The organism is Flagellimonas cixiensis (assembly GCF_042134615.1).
Classification (GTDB): Bacteria; Bacteroidota; Bacteroidia; order Flavobacteriales; family Flavobacteriaceae; genus Flagellimonas; species Flagellimonas cixiensis.
The window spans coordinates 1,235,829-1,254,201 of record NZ_CP169639.1; the positions used below are offsets into that span (position 1 = coordinate 1,235,829).

General features: G+C 40.5%; 23 protein-coding genes. 15 read left to right on the plus strand and 8 right to left on the minus strand.

The features are described from left to right. Positions 1-112: 112 nt before the first annotated feature. Positions 113-1,267, minus strand: a complete 1,155-nt coding sequence (locus tag ABT310_RS05445) for a cystathionine gamma-synthase (RefSeq protein ID WP_375325734.1) — start codon at positions 1,265-1,267, stop codon at positions 113-115. Positions 1,268-1,353: 86 nt separating this feature from the next. Here ABT310_RS05445 and ABT310_RS05450 point away from each other — a divergent pair, with 86 nt between their 5' ends. Continuing rightward, positions 1,354-2,094, plus strand: a complete 741-nt coding sequence (locus ABT310_RS05450; protein ID WP_375325735.1) for a PdaC/SigV domain-containing protein — start codon at positions 1,354-1,356, stop codon at positions 2,092-2,094. On the opposite strand, the gene ABT310_RS05455 is transcribed toward ABT310_RS05450, so the two are convergent. Beyond that, positions 2,091-2,558 carry a DinB family protein gene (locus ABT310_RS05455; protein WP_375325736.1) on the minus strand — a complete coding sequence of 156 codons (468 nt, stop codon included), beginning with the start codon at positions 2,556-2,558 and terminating at the stop codon, positions 2,091-2,093. The two genes, ABT310_RS05450 and ABT310_RS05455, sit on opposite strands and share 4 nt — an antisense overlap. 140 nt (positions 2,559-2,698) lie before the next feature. Here ABT310_RS05455 and ABT310_RS05460 point away from each other — a divergent pair, with 140 nt between their 5' ends. Then, positions 2,699-3,049 (plus strand): arsenate reductase family protein, encoded by a 351-nt coding sequence (locus ABT310_RS05460; RefSeq protein ID WP_375325737.1) that lies wholly within the window; start codon positions 2,699-2,701, stop codon positions 3,047-3,049. Continuing rightward, positions 3,049-3,945: a DMT family transporter gene (locus tag ABT310_RS05465; protein WP_375325738.1), complete on the plus strand. Its 897-nt coding sequence runs from the start codon at positions 3,049-3,051 to the stop codon at positions 3,943-3,945. The genes ABT310_RS05460 and ABT310_RS05465 overlap by 1 nt, the downstream gene beginning before the upstream one ends. 9 nt (positions 3,946-3,954) lie before the next feature. Here ABT310_RS05465 and ABT310_RS05470 read toward each other — a convergent pair whose 3' ends face one another. Continuing rightward, entirely contained in the window at positions 3,955-4,428 is a 474-nt protein-coding gene (locus ABT310_RS05470; RefSeq protein WP_375325739.1) for an acyl-CoA thioesterase, read from the minus strand. Between the two features lie 116 nt (positions 4,429-4,544). Between ABT310_RS05470 and ABT310_RS05475 the strand changes: the two genes are divergently transcribed. The 7 genes from ABT310_RS05475 (at position 4,545) to ABT310_RS05505 (ending at position 9,800) form a co-directional block, all read left to right on the plus strand. Further along, a complete protein-coding gene (locus tag ABT310_RS05475; protein ID WP_375325740.1) occupies positions 4,545-5,522 on the plus strand; it encodes an NAD(P)H-dependent flavin oxidoreductase in 978 nt (325 codons plus the stop codon). Between the two features lie 8 nt (positions 5,523-5,530). Further along, positions 5,531-6,496 (plus strand): YheT family hydrolase, encoded by a 966-nt coding sequence (locus ABT310_RS05480; protein ID WP_375325741.1) that lies wholly within the window; start codon positions 5,531-5,533, stop codon positions 6,494-6,496. A 106-nt stretch (positions 6,497-6,602) separates the two neighbouring features. Next, complete coding sequence (locus ABT310_RS05485) at positions 6,603-7,082, plus strand: c-type cytochrome (RefSeq protein ID WP_375325742.1); 480 nt, start codon at positions 6,603-6,605, stop codon at positions 7,080-7,082. 83 nt (positions 7,083-7,165) lie between these two features. Beyond that, a complete protein-coding gene (locus ABT310_RS05490) occupies positions 7,166-7,873 on the plus strand; it encodes a membrane or secreted protein (protein ID WP_375325743.1) in 708 nt (235 codons plus the stop codon). 93 nt (positions 7,874-7,966) lie between these two features. Beyond that, positions 7,967-8,386: an META domain-containing protein gene (locus ABT310_RS05495; RefSeq protein WP_375325744.1), complete on the plus strand. Its 420-nt coding sequence runs from the start codon at positions 7,967-7,969 to the stop codon at positions 8,384-8,386. Next, positions 8,383-9,207, plus strand: a complete 825-nt coding sequence (locus tag ABT310_RS05500) for an META domain-containing protein (protein WP_375325745.1) — start codon at positions 8,383-8,385, stop codon at positions 9,205-9,207. Before ABT310_RS05495 ends, ABT310_RS05500 begins: the two co-directional genes overlap by 4 nt. A 2-nt stretch (positions 9,208-9,209) precedes the next feature. Then, positions 9,210-9,800, plus strand: a complete 591-nt coding sequence (locus ABT310_RS05505; RefSeq protein WP_375325746.1) for a DinB family protein — start codon at positions 9,210-9,212, stop codon at positions 9,798-9,800. Between the two features lie 5 nt (positions 9,801-9,805). Here the strand turns inward: ABT310_RS05505 and ABT310_RS05510 are convergent, their stop codons facing one another. Both ABT310_RS05510 and ABT310_RS05515 read right to left on the minus strand, forming a co-directional pair. Next, positions 9,806-11,332, minus strand: a complete 1,527-nt coding sequence (locus ABT310_RS05510) for a SulP family inorganic anion transporter (protein WP_375325747.1) — start codon at positions 11,330-11,332, stop codon at positions 9,806-9,808. 316 nt (positions 11,333-11,648) lie between these two features. Then, positions 11,649-12,566 carry a nicotinic acid mononucleotide adenyltransferase gene (locus ABT310_RS05515; protein ID WP_375325748.1) on the minus strand — a complete coding sequence of 306 codons (918 nt, stop codon included), beginning with the start codon at positions 12,564-12,566 and terminating at the stop codon, positions 11,649-11,651. 124 nt (positions 12,567-12,690) lie between these two features. Between ABT310_RS05515 and ABT310_RS05520 the strand changes: the two genes are divergently transcribed. Next, positions 12,691-13,692: an NAD(P)H-dependent glycerol-3-phosphate dehydrogenase gene (locus ABT310_RS05520; RefSeq protein ID WP_375325749.1), complete on the plus strand. Its 1,002-nt coding sequence runs from the start codon at positions 12,691-12,693 to the stop codon at positions 13,690-13,692. On the opposite strand, the gene ABT310_RS05525 is transcribed toward ABT310_RS05520, so the two are convergent. Genes ABT310_RS05525 through ABT310_RS05535 form a run of 3 tightly spaced genes read right to left on the minus strand, consistent with a single transcriptional unit; the run spans position 13,689 to position 16,028 of the window. Next, positions 13,689-15,356 carry a glycerol-3-phosphate dehydrogenase/oxidase gene (locus tag ABT310_RS05525; RefSeq protein WP_375325750.1) on the minus strand — a complete coding sequence of 556 codons (1,668 nt, stop codon included), beginning with the start codon at positions 15,354-15,356 and terminating at the stop codon, positions 13,689-13,691. The two genes, ABT310_RS05520 and ABT310_RS05525, sit on opposite strands and share 4 nt — an antisense overlap. 6 nt (positions 15,357-15,362) lie before the next feature. Next, positions 15,363-15,671 (minus strand): antibiotic biosynthesis monooxygenase family protein, encoded by a 309-nt coding sequence (locus tag ABT310_RS05530; RefSeq protein WP_375325751.1) that lies wholly within the window; start codon positions 15,669-15,671, stop codon positions 15,363-15,365. Then, on the minus strand, positions 15,672-16,028 hold the full coding sequence (locus tag ABT310_RS05535; RefSeq protein ID WP_375325752.1) for a hypothetical protein: 357 nt from the start codon (positions 16,026-16,028) through the stop codon (positions 15,672-15,674). Positions 16,029-16,088: 60 nt separating this feature from the next. Here ABT310_RS05535 and ABT310_RS05540 point away from each other — a divergent pair, with 60 nt between their 5' ends. From ABT310_RS05540 to ABT310_RS05555, 4 genes are all read left to right on the plus strand, one after another. Further along, positions 16,089-16,616 (plus strand): CvpA family protein, encoded by a 528-nt coding sequence (locus tag ABT310_RS05540; protein ID WP_375325753.1) that lies wholly within the window; start codon positions 16,089-16,091, stop codon positions 16,614-16,616. Positions 16,617-16,801: 185 nt separating this feature from the next. Continuing rightward, the gene (locus ABT310_RS05545) at positions 16,802-17,311 is read left to right on the plus strand and encodes a CAP domain-containing protein (protein WP_375325754.1); all 510 of its coding nucleotides are present in this window, start codon (positions 16,802-16,804) and stop codon (positions 17,309-17,311) included. A gap of 107 nt (positions 17,312-17,418) precedes the next feature. Next, a complete protein-coding gene (locus ABT310_RS05550; RefSeq protein ID WP_375325755.1) occupies positions 17,419-17,961 on the plus strand; it encodes a 3-hydroxyanthranilate 3,4-dioxygenase in 543 nt (180 codons plus the stop codon). Further along, entirely contained in the window at positions 17,961-18,362 is a 402-nt protein-coding gene (locus tag ABT310_RS05555; RefSeq protein ID WP_375325756.1) for a DUF1304 domain-containing protein, read from the plus strand. Before ABT310_RS05550 ends, ABT310_RS05555 begins: the two co-directional genes overlap by 1 nt. Positions 18,363-18,373: the final 11 nt, after the last annotated feature.

The following is an 18,373-nucleotide window of genomic DNA, read 5'->3' on the forward strand; positions in this document are numbered from 1 at the left end:
TGTCCCTAACCCTCGGGACGTGGGTTAATTTTATTGTATTGTTAATTTGAGCGCAAAATTATATTATTTCAATAATTTGAATATTTATTTTTTATAAATTTTTCAAAATATTTTAATTCAAGGCCTGTTCCAAATCACTAATTAGATCATCCACATCTTCAATGCCGACACTTAGTCGAATAAGTGTATCAACTACACCATTTTTTTCGCGTTCTTCCTTGGGAATACTACCGTGCGACATACTCGCTGGATGACCTACCAAACTTTCCACACCTCCCAACGATTCGGCAAGGGTAAATAGGTTCAATCGCTCCACAATTTTAATGGCTTCATCATAATTAGCTCCTTTGGGCACAAAGGAAATCATACCGCCAAAACCGTTCATTTGTTCTTTCGCAATTTTATGGTTGGGATGGGATGTAAATCCTGGCCAATACACTTTCTCAACTTTCGGGTGCCTTTCTAAATATTTGGCAATCACCTCTCCATTTTCACAATGCCGCTGCATGCGCACATGAAGGGTTTTAATCCCACGAAGCGTTAAAAAACTATCCATGGGTCCGCAAATTCCCCCACTCGATTTTTGAATGAAGTACAATTGCTCGGCCAATCTCCTATCCTTTACGGCCAAAGCCCCAACCACCACATCGCTATGTCCCCCCAAATATTTGGTAGCAGAGTGCATCACAATGTCAGCTCCCAAATCCATAGGACGCTGTAAATAAGGGGTGGCAAACGTATTGTCAACCGCCAATAGCACATTATGGGCTTTGGTGACCTCGGCAACTGCTTTAATATCAATAATGTTCATCATCGGGTTGGTCGGGGTCTCCACCCAAACCAATTTGGTGTTTTGGTCGATTTTCGAAGCCAAAGCTTTCATATCAACCATATCCGAAAATCGAAATTTGATTCCGTATTTTTCAAACACTCCTTTAAAAAGTCGATAGCTCCCCCCATACAAATCGCTGGTGCAAATCACCTCGTCGCCAGGGCCCAACAATTTGATAACGGCATCAATGGCGGCCATACCGCTACCGAATGCCATTCCGTAATTCCCGTTTTCGAGACTGGCAACGGCATTTTCCAAAGCGGTTCGGGTTGGGTTGGCTCCTCTGGAATATTCAAATCCTTTGTGGCCTCCAGGGGTTGATTGGGCATAGGTGGAGGTTTGGTAAATCGGAGGCATCACGGCACCATAAGCGGCATCTGGTTGTTGACCTCCGTGTATGGTTTTGCTATTGAATTTTAGCTCTTTCTTGCTCATACCCATTAAATCTTATCACAAATGTATCGTTATCTTTTGGGGTAATCAACGAAGTAGTATTTTTGATGACCCAAAAACCTCAACCCATGAAAAAAATCTTCGCCCTTGCCTTACTTTTAGGCGTACTGGGGAGCTGTGCCACCGATACCAAACTTACGTATGAAACTGTTTCCTTGGAAGGAGAGACTTGCGCCGAGTGTCCAAACATCACCATCAATATTCCATCGGTTTTAGATGAAACTCCGGTTGCCCAAGCTATTGATGTTGCCCTTCGCGAAGAAATCATCAGTCTTTTATCTTTTAGTGAAGACCGAACTATCGATAATGTGGACAAAGCCATTAGTTCTTTCACCGAAAGTTACAAGGAACTGAAAACAAAATTTCCGGATGAGGTGGCATGGGAGGCCAAAATTAATGGGGAAGTGGTTTTTGAGAATGATTGGATCATTACCATCAAATTGGAATCGTATTCTTTTACTGGAGGAGCCCACGGATATGCTGCTACTTCCTTTTTAAATTTTGATAAAGCGAAAGGTGCTGAGTTGGAAAACTGGGAGCTTTTTAGCGACTTGGACGGTTTTGAAAAATTTGCAGAGACCAAATTTCGAATTCAAGAAGAAATTCCACAAGACAAGAACATCAATTCCACTGGGTTTATGTTCGAAGGTGATGCTTTTCATTTACCCAACAATTTAGGGTATGCCAAAGAAGGAATCCGATTGATCTATAACCAATACGAAGTGGCTTCTTATGCAGACGGTCCCATTACTTTGGTACTGCCTTACAACGAAATCAATTTATATCTAAAAAGAAAGGTCGGACCTTAAGCTTCTTGTTTTAGCGCTTTTTTCAAAGCCAAAATCGCACCCAGGTGTAATCCTTCATGAAAAACATTGAAGGAAAGTGTATCTTCTGCACTGCTTAATCCAATTTTTGGCGTGGTCATGTACTCTTGGAAATTTTTAAACCTCCCTCTTTCATAATCCAGTTGAATATGCTTTACAGTGCTGAACAAATAGGCAGCAATTTTTTCGCGTTCCTGTTCTGATGGTTTTCCATTTGGGAATGTTCCTTTTTTATAGGTGTTGATTAATTCTTCTTCAATCGTAAAATCCATTCCACTCAATTTGTACATCAATAACTGTGGAGTCACCACCACGTGGGCAATGTTCCACCAAATATTGTTGTTAAATCCTTCTGGGATTTTAAATAAATCTTCTTCGGACGTATTTTTTAAAAATTCATGAAGAATCATTCTGTTCTTTAAAAGGATATCGAAAATCTTTTCCATGCCTTTGGTTTTTGGTCCTGTTTGTGGGATAAAACTACTTTGAAATTTTAAAACAGCTTTCCCAAAAGCTGTTGAATTTACCTTTAGTTGACAAGAATTGATTGAAATTTGGCTTCCTTTGTCCATCCAATAGCTATAACATGAAAAAAATATACCACTTAGGGAGTTGTTCTACTTGCCAAAGAATTCTAAAAGAATTGGAACCTTTGGACGGTGTGGTTTTACAGGAAATTAAATCCGAGCCCATAACCTCCGAACAATTGGAAGAAATGGCCCAACTATCTGGTAGTTACGAATCCCTTTTTAGCAGGAGAGCCATGCTTTTTCGACAAAGAGGGCTACATGAACAAGAATTATCTGAGGACGATTATAAAAATCTGATTTTGGAGCACTATACCTTTTTAAAGCGTCCTGTAATGCTTGTTAATGATCAAATTTTTGTCGGTAATTCCAAAAAAGTGGTCGAAGCTGCCAAAGAAGCATTGCATTAATGAGTAAAAGAACCTTGGCCATATTGGCCGCTATAGGCGCCACTACCATTTATGGTATCAACCACACTATTGCAAAAGGGGTAATGCCCACCTATGTACAACCCTTTGGATTTATTTTTCTAAGGGTCACTGGGGCAGCATTGCTTTTCTGGTTGATTTCCTTTTGGGGACCCAAGGAAAAAATTGAAAAAAGGGACTGGCTACGCATTCTTTTTTGTGCTGTTTTGGGTATGGTCATCAATATGTTGTCCTTTTTTAAAGGATTGCAGCTTTCCACACCAATTAACAGTTCGGTTTTGGTAACTATAAGCCCCATTATCGTAGTATTACTTTCGGCGTTTTTTTTGAAAGAACGTATTACATTAAATAAAGGTCTCGGAATATTTTTAGGATTTGTTGGAGCCATAGGACTAATTGTATTTGGTGCAGAAGTACGTCAAGATGCACCCAATATTCCCTTGGGAAATTTTCTGTTTGTAGTGAATGCCACCTCCTATGGCGCCTACCTCATCGTGGTAAAAAAGCTGATTGAAAAATACCACCCCTTTACTTTAATGAAGTGGTTGTTCACTATTGCCATCATCATCAATTTACCGATTACACTACCAGAATTTCTTGAAATCGAATGGTCTACCATGCCACTTTGGGCCTACGGTTCGGTTGCCTTCGTAATTATTGGCACAACTTTTTCCACTTATTTATTCAATGCGTTTGCGCTAACCCAACTAAAAGCATCAACCATTGGGGCGTTTATCTATGTGCAACCTTTAGTGGGCATCATCTTCGCTATTTTATCGGGCAAGGACCATCTCACACTAACAAAAGTAGTGGCCACAAGTTTAGTTTTGGTCGGCGTGTACTTGGCTAGTAAAAAACCCCAACCCAAAGGAGGCTGATATTGCCTTTTAAAGATCTTTGGGAACTTGAACGTGCTTACGGGTGTCCTCTTTGGTTAGCCATTTAAAGTCCTCCGATTTCTCCATGGATTCAAAAGCAGTCAAAAACTCCTCTGGTAAACCTGTCAATCTTCGATCCTTAAGGTCAATCCAAGCTCCCATCATCTCGCAACGCGCAAAATTGGTTCCTTTGTCATCATAAAAATTATGTCGGAACTCGAAGAACATTCCGTCTTTGCTCATGCCCACAAACTCCAAGGACACCTTCACTGGTTTTCCTGGGAAAGCTTCCTTAAAATAATACACGTGCTCGTAGAAAACTACCGGCCCAATATTGTGGACCGCCATACTTTTTTGGTTAAAGCCCAACTGACCCAAATAGGCCATTCGCGTATGGCTCATAAAATTTATATAGGCTGTATTGGCCAAATGCCTATTGGCATCGATGTCGCTCCATCTGATTTCAAATTCCTTAAAAAACATAGTGGGTTATTTTGTTATGCATGCATAATATTTGTAAAAATACCATAGTTTTGAAAACTGATTCCTATAGGAAACAGAATTGTTTCTATTTTTAAACATAGTTTAACACTACCCTTATGAGTCAAAAAGCAGCTTTTATCTCCGATTTGTCACTTCCCGTTGTTGCAGCACCCATGTTCCTGATTTCAGGACCTGAATTGGTCATTGAATGTTGTAAAAATGGCATTGTGGGCACTTTTCCAGCTTTAAACCAACGCACCAGTGAAGGCTTTGAAGAATGGCTCATTGAAATTAAGTCCGAACTTGAAAAATTTGAAGCGGAAACAGGAAAGAAAGCGGCCCCATTCGGTGTGAATTTGGTGGTGCATCCCACCAATCCAAGATTAGAAGCCGATGTTAAGCTTTGTATGAAACATAAGGTGCCCTTGGTGATTACCTCTTTGGGGGCCGTGAGCATGGTGGTAGATGCCATTCACAGCTATGGCGGATTGGTCTTTCATGATATCATAAAAAAACGACATGCCGAGAAAGCGGCTGAAGCTGGGGTAGACGGACTTATTCTCGTTTCGGCTGGAGCTGGTGGACACGGTGGCACCATCAACCCGATGAGCTTGATTGCCGAAGTGAAGAAATTCTTCCATAAGACCATTTTGCTTTCTGGCTGTATCAGTACAGGCAGGGATGTTGCATCTGCATTGCAAATGGGTGCCGATTTGGCCTATATGGGTACTCGCTTTATCAATACCGAAGAAAGTAAGGCCACCGAAGAATACCGAAAAATGATCATTGATGCAGGTGCCGGTGATATTGTTTACACCGCAGCCATTTCTGGAGTTCATGCCAATTTTTTAGCGTCCAGTTTAAAAGCAGCGGGCATTACCGAAGAAGATCTTAAAAAAGATACCAAAATTGATTTTGGCAAAGAACTCAACACCGAGGCCAAAGCATGGAAAACCATTTGGTCGGCTGGTCAAGGGGTAACTACAATTGACGATGTGCTTCCTGTTTCAGAATTGGTAAAAACCCTGAAATCAGAATTTAAAACGGCCATTGAAGAACAGTCCAAATTATTGAACACCTATCCTAAAAACTAGTTTGGAAAATGCCACAGCTTGCATCGGAATATAACCCACCCATCCTTTTTAAAAATGGTCACTTTGCCACCATTTATTCGGGTATTATCCGATTGGTGAACGGTGTGGTGCAAAAAAGGGAGCGAATTACCCTTTCCGATGGTGATTTTTTGGATTTGGATTGGAGTTATGCTTCGGAAGCATCGAACAAATTGGTGATTTTAATTCACGGATTGGAAGGCGACGCACAACGACCCTACATCACTGGCAGTGTCAAAATATTGAATCAAAATGCCTATGATTGTTGCGCCATCAATTTAAGAGGGTGCAGTGGAGAACCCAACAAGTTATATCGGTCCTACCATTCAGGAGCAACGGAGGATTTAACCGAGGTAGTTCATCACGTTCAAAACACACGAGATTACCCCTCAATTTTTTTAAAGGGATTTAGTTTGGGCGGAAATCTGTTATTGAAATATTTGGGCGAAAACTCAAATGCGCCCAAAAACATAAAAGGGGCTGTAGCAGTTTCTGTGCCTTGTAGTTTGCACAGTTCTTGTAAGGAGTTGCACACTGCCAAGAACATTTTGTACGCCCAACGGTTCAAAAAAAACCTGCTGGACAAACTCAGGGTCAAACGTGATATGTTCCCAGGTCAAATCAAGGAGCAGGACATCAAAAAAATAAAGACGTTAAAGGATTTTGACGACACCTACACCAGTAAGGCGCATCAATTTAAAGATGCACTGGATTATTATGAACAATGCAGTTCGCTGCAGTTTCTGCCCCATATTAAAGTGCCCAGTTTGATCATCAATGCCAAAAACGACTCGTTCTTGGGGCCTGAGTGCTATCCTTTTAAAGAAGTGGAAAACAATTCCAAGTTATATTTGGAAACTCCCACTTATGGCGGACATGTTGGTTTTTGGGGAAAAGACAATATTACGTATACCGAAAAAAAGGCAACAAGCTTTTTTAACTCCTTGGAAGAGTAAACTAACGTGACTTGTGAGGGACAAAACAAAAAACCCTTCCATTATTACACCCTAAATACCTATATTAGTAGCTGCATTTACACAAACAAACATCAAGAAAGTAATAATGAAAAAAGTTGTCCTGTTTTTGGCACTTGGTGCTATGATCGCAAGTTGCGGCGGAAAGAAAGAAGAAAAGAAAGATGGTTTTGAGGTGAGCCGTACCAAAACTGAAGAAAAAGCGGCCGAAACCAAAGCTGGTGTTCCTGTTGACTTGGATAATAACGGTGTGGGACCAATTTCCGATTTTGAATTCCCAGCAGATATCGACCAAGCTATGGCGGATCGTGGAAAAGCAAAATTTGAAGCTATCTGTGTAGCCTGCCACATGGTTGACAAAAGAATGATCGGTCCTGCCTTAAAAGACGTTTACGAAAGAAGAAGTCCAGCATGGGTTATGAACATGATTCTAAATCCTGATGGAATGTTGAAGGAAGATCCCATTGCACAAGCTTTGTTGAAAGAATACAACAATGCGATCATGCTAAACCAAAACCTTACGGAAGAAGAAGCTAGAGACATTGCTGAATACCTGAGAACGCTATAAAAACCACACCAATACATTTAAAATGCTGTTGTTTACTAGATTAAGCAACAGCATTTTTTTATTTTAGGGTAAAATGCAATCCCATGAAAAACTTCTTTTTGATTATTTGCTCCTTGTTCTTTGGTCATGTTTCCACCGCTCAAAGTTTAGATGGCGCATGGACCACGGTAGAATCGGATGACAACGGAAACCAAGTGGAGCATACTCTTATTTTCACAGGAGCTTATTTTTCTGAAGCCTTTTTTGAAAAACCAAGCGGAAAGTTTTTAGGAACAAAAGGAGGTAGCTATAAAATTAATGAGGATGGCCTGAATCTAACTTATGAATTTGCATCAGGAGATTCAGGCACTGTAGGCAAGACCCAAACGGAAACCTACTCCATTAAAAATAAAACTTTGGAATTGGGAAAATTGAGTTGGACCAAAATTGACAATGGAACACCTGGCGACCTTTTCGGCGCATGGCTGATTTCTGGTCGAAAAAGGGATGGTGAAATCCAAATGCGAGATACCTCGGGCCCACGAAAAACCATGAAAATTTTATCGGGCACCCGATTTCAATGGATAGCCTACAATACTGAAACCAAAGAATTTATGGGTACTGGAGGCGGAACTTATACCACCATTGACGGTAAATACACCGAAAACATTGGGTTTTTCTCTCGGGACGATTCCAGAGTTGGGGCCGGTTTGGAATTCAATTATGAGCTCAAGGATGGAAATTGGCATCATTCCGGATTTAGCAGTAAAGGAGCGCCCATTTATGAAATCTGGAGCCAACGTAATCAATAGTTCAAGGATTTAGCCTTTTATTAACCCTTAAAAGAGGTGCTTTACGTCTTATTTTTTAGTACTTTTCTGTCACTAAACCATTAACATATAAAGATGAAGGCCTCTATCATCCTGTTTTTTTCTGCTCTTATTTTAGCAGCATCCTGTTCGAGTAGTAAATCCCCCTCCAATGCTTTATTTGGCAAAACTTGGGAATTGGAATACATTACCGGTCCTCGCATTGCCTTTGATGGATTATTCCCCGATAAAAAACCACAACTCACCTTCGAACAAGAAACTGGAAAAGTGTCGGGCACCGATAGCTGCAACGGGTACAGGGCAGATTATACACTTTCCGAAAACGCTCTTTCCTTTGGAGAACCTGGACCTACTACCATGATGTTTTGTGGTGGAAGCGAGCGGCAATTCTTGGAAATGATGAAAAAAATAGATGGCTTTTCTTTTGAGGACGACAAACTCAACCTGTTAATGGGTGATATAGTAATGATGCGATTTAAATCCGTAACACCATGAAAAAAATAGTATTTACATTGACGGCTCTTTTCTTGTTTTCCAATTGCGCAGAAAAGAAAAAAGAAGCTCAACCGGAACCAGAATCACAACCTGTTGAAACATCCGTTGACACAATGAAGAATGAAATTAAAAGAACTATTGAACCTCTGGCGTTTGAACCCGATGGCAGTTATTTTAAAGCAAATGGCACCGAACCCTTTTGGGGACTTACGCTTTATGAAAACCGGGTAGAATTAAAAACCATGGAAGATACCATCATGACCCCTCCTACTGAGGCAATCAAAGCTCAAGATGCCAACATTAGCTTGTATCGCATAAAAACCGAAGCCACCGAAATGGATGTAATTATTGCCCACAAACCGTGCACCAATGCCATGTCGGGCGAAGAGTCTCCATATACGGTTACCGTTTCATATAAAAGTACGGGCAGCGAAGAAACTGTGGTTTACGAAGGCTGTGGTAGTTACATCACCGATTATCGCCTGCATGATATTTGGGTATTGGAATCCATGAAGGGTGCTGCAGTTACCGCGGCAGATTTTAACGGAAAAGATGTGCCCAATATGGAAGTAAATGTAAACACCAATCGTATTTCTGGTTTTTCAGGCTGTAACCGAATGACGGGTAGTTTATTTTTTGAAAACGGCCTGTTGCGCTTTACCCAAATTGCCGGGACTCGAATGGCATGCCCATCCATGGAAAAAGAATCTGAATTCTTGACCGCATTGCAGGCAGGTACTGCCTATAAAATTGAAAATAATCGCTTATACTTGTCAAATCCCAATGAGGCAAACTTGCTTGTCTTTAAAAAAATAGATTGATATTGAAAAAATTTAGCTTTTTGGTCATACTTAGTTTGTTTATGACCCAACTTCAGGCACAAAACATGGAACTTCCGTACAAACAAATTCCCCCACAGCCCGAAAATTTTGGGCCTGGAAATCTTATTTCACGAATGATTGATGGATTGGGATATCGATTTTATTGGGCCACAGAAGGACTTACAGAAAAGGATTTGGCCTATAAACCCTCCGAAGATGGCCGTTCCATTTTGGAAACCATAGACCACATCAATACCATGAGCTTTAATATATTATTGGCTCCTGATGCATTGCCTTATGAAAAACCTGCCAATCCACCCTCCTATTCTTATGAGGAACTTAGGGCTTTGACCTTGCAAAACCTGAAAAAAGCAAGTGAAAAAGTGTTAGGGTCAAGTGCAGAGGAAATCGAGGACTTTAAAGTGATCTTTAAGCGCGGTGAACAACAATCGGAATTTGCTTATTGGAACATGATCAATGGGATGATTTCCGACTGCATTTATCACACAGGTCAAATAACATTAATGCGAAGATCTAGTGGTAATCCACAAAACCCCAACGTAAATCCTTTTTTGGGTGTAACAAAAGAATAAGATGCTTAGTTGTCTACCGCAACTTTATACGTTGGGTCTTCCAATACATTTACCTCGATTATAGCGTCGGCATTTGCCAACAACCTCTTACAATCCCTACTTAAATGTTTAAGGTGAATTTTTTTGCCCACTTTCCGGTAGCGCTCGGTGATTTTATTCACCGCTTCAATGGCGGACATGTCCACCAATCTGCTTTCAGCAAAATCAATTACTACTTCTTCTGGATCATTAAGTACGTCGAACTTTTCTGCAAACAAAGTGGTACTTCCGAAGAATAACGGGCCGTAGATTTCGTAATGTTTTACGCCATCTTCATCTGTGTACTTTCTAGCTCGGATGCGTTTTGCATTGTCCCATGCAAACACCAAGGCTGAAATGATCACACCAACCAAAACGGCCAATGCCAAATTGTGAAGGAAAATGGTCACCAAAGTCACCAGTACCATCACCAAAACATCGGATTTTGGCATGCGTCGGAAGGTTTTCAAACTCGCCCATTCAAAAGTACCGAGTGCTACCATGATCATCAAACCTGTTAGTGCGGCCATGGGCACTTTTTCAATTAAACTGGAACCGAACATAATGAACACCAATAACATAATAGAAGCAAAAATCCCAGAAAGTCGAGCTCTTGCCCCATTGGAAGTATTGATTAAACTCTGACCGATCATGGCACAACCACCCATCCCAGAAAAAAGTCCGGAAAGAATGTTTGCGGTTCCTTGTGCTACAGCTTCTTTGTTACCTCGACCACGGGTTTCAGTAATTTCATCCACAATGTTCAAGGTCAATAAACTTTCAATTAAACCTACCCCAGCAACAATTGCAGCAAACGGAAAAATAATCTGCAAGGTTTCCCATGTAAAAGGCAAATCGGGAATGTGAAATGGAGGAAAAGTACCTTGAATGGAAGCGATGTCCCCAATGGTTCTGGTGTCCAATCCAAAGAAAAATACGATGCCGAAAACAACCAAAATGGCAGCCAAAGAGGCTGGAATTACTTTGGTAAGCCTTGGCAATCCCCATATGATCAACATGGTCAACAACACCAATCCAAGAAAAATCAACATGGTACTTCCTGTAAGCCAATCACCATCTGGAGTTTTAAACTGACTCATCTGCGACATAAAAATGATTACCGCCAAACCGTTCACGAATCCAAAAATCACCGGATGTGGCACCAACCGCATCAACTTTCCTAAACGAAGGAATCCTGCCAACATTTGCATGATTCCAGCTAGTACCACGGTTGCAAAAACATACTCCACTCCATATTCCTTGGCCAAACTCACGATTACTACCGCAACGGCGCCAGTAGCACCGGAAATCATGCCGGGTCTACCGCCTAAAATGGAAGTGACCAAACCCATCACAAAGGCTGCATACAAACCGGTAAGGGGAGATAGGCCTGCGATAAAAGCAAAGGCAATGGCTTCGGGTACCAAAGCAAGAGCAACGGTCAGTCCCGATAATATTTCTGTTCGGTAGTTTACTTTTTGGGAAAAATCGAAAAGATTGAGGTACTTTTTCATGGCTTCGTTCTTGAAGCGGGCAAAAATAGCATTATTAACTGCAAGACCCTAATCGCTCGGAAATTTTTAAGGATTTGATAATCTATTAGTTAGTCAATCCCAATAACTTTTCTCCCAACAAACTTTATTTTGCAGTATCGTATTTAGTTTGCTTGAATTTCTTTGGTATTCTAAGTAGAATTGCCCTTTTGAAATATCCTGTTCTTCAGGAATTACCACGGTAATTCAGCATAAAATAAGAATCGCCCCAAACTCAAACGCTTGGGGCGATTCTCAACTAACCAACCAAAAAATGAATTTTACAGTCAAACTTGACTTATTTTTTTCGCTGTCGGGTCACGTTCATGGTGGGGTTGGATTCCTTTGAACGTTTTTTGCCCGAACCGTCTGATTTCAAAAATTGAATGTATCCTCTGCCAGTAAATTTATAAACCGTTCCGCTTGATACATGGTACAATTCTATGGTGCTATCGTTAATAACGTACAATTCAAAATAATCATTGCCTAAAAAGTCATAATCCAAGGTTAATGTTTTAAGGGTAGGGTCATTGGCCACATCATAGACCACATAATCACCTTCATAATCCCACTGAATATTGGAAAGTGGAATTCCCTGTGCATCAATGGATGATTTAAAAAACCCTCCTGCATCTGCATTGAACTGCAGATAATTTTCTTCATCAAACTCGTTCAATACTCCATATTCGCTGGTATAGGTCTTCTCCCAAACTTGGTATTCCTGCAAGAAATAATGGATGTTGTCGTAAAAAACAGCATCGTAATCAAAATTACCTGCATAGTACCCTTTAAGCACATAGGTTGAATTTGTGCTGGCATCATACAGTTCAACAGTATTGGCATTTAACTGGTAAACATCCAACAACCAAAGTCCGTCCAAATCATGATCTACTTCCAATCCGGTACCAAAGATTCCGTAGGTTCCCACATCAATTCCCAAACCATTTCCGGTTTTACCAATATCCACAAGATTGTTATTGGCATATATAATTCCTCTATCAAAAGTGATGGTAAATGCTCGCTGTAAAAAAGGGATTTCACCATTAGCTGATGACGCATTGATATCCACGTACCAAAGATCATACGCCTCCATAATCAAAGCAGTGTTCACAGGTGTAACCTCCACATAATCATCATCTATGATCACCTCGGTGTAACAAGAACTGGCCAAAAGACTAATTGCCAATAATCCTAAAAGTAGTTTTCCTAATTTCATAATCGAGGTTTTAAAGTTCATCTTGTGTAAACCAAGCATTGTGCCAAATTCTTTAACTATTTGATAATCAATTTATAATGATGCCTTGATTTTATTTTTTAGCTTTACACCCTAATTTGTACACATGAAAGAAAAACTCAAGTTTGGAGTATTTGGAGGCGGTAGCTGGGGAACGGCCATCGTAAAAATGTTGACGGAAAACTTGGATCAGGTGGGATGGTACATGCGCAGTGATTCTGCTATTCGCCATATTGAAAAAGAAGGGCACAATCCTAATTATTTGAGTTCGGTGGAGTTTGATGTGGAACAGCTTCAACTAAGTCACAATATCAACGAAATTGCCGCAGCATCCGATGTGCTTATTTTTGCCATTCCCTCTGCTTTTTTAGATGCTGAATTGAAAAATCTGACGGTTTCCCTACAAGATAAAATCATTTTTTCGGCCATTAAGGGGATTGTTCCCGAAACAGGGTTAATTGTGGGTGAACATTTTAATACTACTTACAATATCCCTTTTGAAAACATTGGTGTGCTTACTGGACCTTGTCATGCCGAAGAGGTGGCCTTGGAACGCCTTTCTTACCTTACTATTGCTTGTGCAGATGCCGATAAGGCCAAATTGGTAGCGAAGCATTTAAAAAGTGAATATATCCGCACCAAAATTTCGGATGATATTATCGGCACGGAGTATGCCGCCATGTTGAAGAATATTTACGCCATTGCTGCAGGAATTGCCCACGGCTTGGGGTACGGGGATAATTTTCAAAGTGTTTTGATGAGCAATGCCATCCGCGAAATGAAGCGCTTTATTGATCGTGTCTATAAAATGAAACGCAACATTAATGCCTCTGCCTATTTAGGGGATTTGTTGGTAACCGGATACTCGGTGTTCAGCAGAAACCGTATGTTCGGAAATATGATTGGAAAGGGGTATACCGTAAAAAGTGCCATGATGGAAATGAACATGGTGGCCGAAGGGTATTACGCCACCAAAAGCGCCCATTTATTGATGGAAAAATTGGAAAAAAAGTCCAAAACGCCCATTATTAATGCCGTTTACCAAGTGCTTTATAAAAACAAGAACCCGAAAAAGGTGTTTGAAAAGTTAACGGAGAAGTTGGACTAACCCCTATCCAACGAAAAATTGGAATGCTCCTCCAATTCAGTTTCTAGTTGCTCTTTAAATGCAGTCATTTGTGCTTCGGAATAGGAATAGGCTTGTTGAAATTCCTCAAAAACGGGTTGCATGTAGCTGCGAACACTTTCAATATCAAAATAGAGCCTGCCAGTTCGCCTAATGAAAAAGTCCAAAGGGTTCACGGCCATTTCAAAAGCGATGGCAAACTGGGCTTCAGCCCTTATCATTCTTTCTTTGGAATTTTCACCATTATTTTTAGCGTAGAGCTCCAAAATAGTATCGGTCTGTTTACCATATGTGGTTACCAAATACCACGCATCATACTTTTTAAAGCCCTCTTTTTCAATACGCTCGAAAACCTCCACAATATATTTTTTTACGTGCTTGAATTTTTTAAAACCGTTGCCGCAAAGTGGAATCTTATCTGTAGTACATGGCTTCAAGTCTTTATCAAAACCCTCCTCCATTTCCTTGGCAATACGATTGACCACACGCTCAGCCATTTTTCGGTAACCCGTTAATTTTCCGCCTGCAATGCTTACCAAACCACTATCCGATGTAAAAATTTCATCTTTTCTGGAAAGTTCTGAGGCCGATTTCCCCTCTTCATGAATCAAAGGCCGTAATCCGGCCCAAGAGGAAATAATATCATCCAATTCCAAATTTATATCGGGGAACATATTATTTACCGCGGATACCAAATAGATGGCATCGGCGATATCGGTGGTTACATGGTCCTTATCCAAATTAAAGTTGGTGTCGGTGGTACCAATGTAAGTTACCTTGCCACGAGGAATGGCGAACATCATTCTTCCATCGGGAATATCGAAATACACGGATTGCTTTACGGGCAGTTTTTCCTTTGGAAACACCAAATGCACGCCTTTGGTCAAATGCAATCGCTTGCCTTTCTTGGAATGGTTTACACTTCGTAATTCATCCACCCATGGCCCCGCAGCATTGATCACATATTTGGATGAAACTTCAAAAGTTTCGCCTAATATCCCATCAGAAAATTTAACTCCGGCCACGCGTTCATTTTCATACACAAAATCGGTAACCTTGGTATAATTAAAAGCTTGGGTTCCGTACTGAAGACTGGTCTTTATGTTTTCCATGGTAAGACGGGCATCATCGGTTCGATATTCAGCATAATAACCCGCACCGTTCAATATCTTTTTGGGCAAAAGTGGTTCCAGTTTCAAGGCCTCTTTTTTCTCCAGCATTTGGCGTTTGTCATCACCTGTTACCTGAGCCAAAATATCATAAACTTTAAGTCCAATAGAAGTCAACCATTTTCCATAAGACCCCCCTTCAATCAAAGGAAGCAACATTTTTTCAGGCAATACCAAATGTGGGGCCAACTTGTGCACAATGGCGCGTTCGGAACCCACTTCTTTCACCAACCAAAAATCGAATTGTTTTAAATACCGTAGCCCTCCGTGAATCAATTTGGTGGATTTACTGCTGGTTCCCGAAGCAAAATCGCCCTTTTCGAGCAACAATACTTTCATTCCCCTAGATGAGGCATCCAAAGCAATTCCAGCCCCGGTAATTCCGCCACCAATCACAATGAGGTCATACGTGTCCTTAGTAATTTTTTGAAGGGTTTCTTTTCTATTTACATTTGAAAAATTGATGTTCCCTTCCATAAAATTTTATTTGTTGAATTCGTATTCTCGCTCCACTCGGCACACTCTAACTTTGTACCAAGAATACCAAGTTTCGATACCATTTTTTTGGGCTTGTTTATGATCTAGTTGGGATTTCCAGTTGGCAATGGCTTCCAAACTTTCCCAATAACTTACAGCAATGCCCAGGCCATCACGAGCGCTTTCAAAACCCAAATATCCGGGCTGTTTTTGGGCCAAAGTTTCCATTTCTTCCGCCATTTGGCCATAACCGTTATCTCCAGAAGTTCTCAAATTAGTGAAAATTACGGCGTAGTAGGGTTTTTGCAGTTCCATTTAAGTAATGTACTCTTTTTCCAAAAAATAATTGACCAATGCTTCCTTCATTAAAACCGATTGTTCGCCCGCCTTTAATGGAGGTAACTGTTCCTTGACCTTATAATGTGGCCAACCATCCTCATCAAAAAAATCAAAATCATAATAGCCATAAGGTTCCAATAGCCTACAAATGGCAATATGCATCAGGTTTACCTTTTCATCCTTCTTGAATTTTCGATGAAAGTTGCCCAATTCCTGAACCCCCACCAAATACACAATCCCATCCAATTCCAGTGGATCTCCATCAGAAAATTGCGCAGATAGTTTTTCCACTAAAAATTCCCATCGTTCCTTTAATTGTACGTCTCTAGACATGTGTTTTGCAATGAGTACCAAAGGTACAAATCAATATTCTATATTTGTTAAAACCCACATATGAGCTTTTTGGATATTGTTATCGGAATTCTTTTGGTCTGGGGCCTTTACAAAGGCTTACGAAATGGCCTTTTTGTAGAATTGGCCACTTTAATTGCTTTGATTGCGGGACTCTACGGTGCTATTCATTTTTCATACATCACAGGCGAATACCTTTCGGACCGATTGGACTGGAATGAACAGTACATTCAAATCGCTGCTTTTTTAATTACATTTTTTGCGATAATTATTGTGGTTAACCTAGCTGGAAAATTCTTGACCAAGATTGCAGACTTTGCCATGCTGGGACTTTTGAACAAAATTGCAGGGGGTATTTTCGGTTTGTTAAAAGTCGCTGTGATTTTGGGAGCGCTACTCATTTTCTTTGAAAAACTTACTTCCCCTTTAAATATGGTCAATGAGGAGACCAAAGCGCAATCTGTTTTCTATGAACCGATAAAAGAAATCGGTGCTCTTGTGTTCTCATGGGTTCTTGAAAACGATCTTGATGAGGTTCCAGAAATAGAACCAAGGTCCGAAATCTTATAAACGGTGCGGTTTCATCGATAAGCTACATCCCTTCTACTTCCATAAACTTGCTCGACCCCAAATACTTGCATTTTGACGTAAGAATCTGCTTCCTGTGGAAAATTTATGGACTATGCCCTACTGTCCAATAGTTTAGCAATAAGAGAACACTTAGGAGCTTGAGACACTCCGAAAATTACTTTATAATGAAAAGATTACTTGGCCTGTTGATTGCCCTAACATGGGTTTTTACATTTACAAGTTGCAGCAGCGACTCGTTTGAAGATGAATTGGAATACACCCAATCGACTACTGGAAATGAAAAAGTTTCCATTGATCCTGTGGCAATGGAAGAATCTTTGCTTAGCCTCATCAACGATCATCGTGTATCGATTGGATTGAATGAGCTTGAAATCAGCACAACTTCGTACAAATATGCCGAGGAACATAATGACTATATGATTTCTCAAAATTCGTTGAGCCATGATAATTTTGACGATAGAGCTGAAAAAATAGCCGCAGAAATGTCCGCTGTTTCCATATCGGAAAATGTGGCGAGATTTTATAGTTCTGCAGAAATTACTATGAACGCTTGGTTGGAAAGTGCCACCCACAGGTCAGCCATGGAAGGGGATTTTACCCATACCACTTTGAGCGTTCAATTGGATAAAGATGGAAGGCCTTATTACACGGAGATTTTCATAAAAGTGGAATAATCCACCCAACATATACATTTTAAAAAGACCTGCTCGAGTGCAGGTCTTTTTTTTGATTTGCTATGATGCCCCAAAGGTTTTTTTTACCTTTCGTGAAATCTTTCATTATGGCAATACAAGCTCCCTTTAACCTAAACAAATGGCTTGAAGAAAACAGGGACACCCTAAAACCGCCCGTAGGAAACCGAAACCTTTATAAAGAGTCAGGAGATTACATTGTAATGATCGTCGCTGGCCCCAACGCGCGAAAAGATTACCACTATAACGAAACGGAAGAACTCTTTTATCAATTGGAAGGCAATATCGAAGTGCACATCCAGGAAAATGGTGAGAAAAAAACCATGAAACTAGGACCTGGCGATATGTACTTGCACCCGGCCAAAGTACCACACTCCCCAGTACGTCACGAAGGGTCCATTGGGCTTGTAGTGGAACGCAAAAGGGCTGACATGAACGTAGACGATGGACTGCTCTGGTTCTGCGATAATTGTAACCATAAATTGTACGAGGCCTATTTCACTTTAAATGATATTGAAAAAGACTTTTTGGCTCATTTTAAACACTTTTACGGTTCAGAGGAACTTAGAACTTGTGATAATTGTGGCACGGTAATGCCAGTAGATGAACGTTTTATTTCAAAAGAAGAATAATGCTGGTTTTAGCTAAAATAATTACAGCCATTGTGGCTCTGTTGCACTGCTATTTTTTATGGTTGGAGATGTTTGCATGGACCACCAAGGCCAGAAAGGTTTTTCGTAATTTTCCCCAAGAACTTTTTGAGCCTACCAAGAATATGGCTGCCAATCAAGGACTGTACAATGGATTTTTGGCTGCCGGTCTTATATGGTCACTTTTAATTCCTGACCCGTTTTGGCAAGTTTATGTAGCGATTTTCTTTTTAAGCTGTGTAGCCGTTGCAGGGATATTTGGTGCCATCAGTGTTTCCAAAAAAATATTTACCGTGCAGGCACTACCTGCTCTTCTTGGAATCATACTTTATATCATTGCTTTGGATTCCTTACAAGGAATTCAATTTAAAATAATGATCTAGCTCTGAATCTT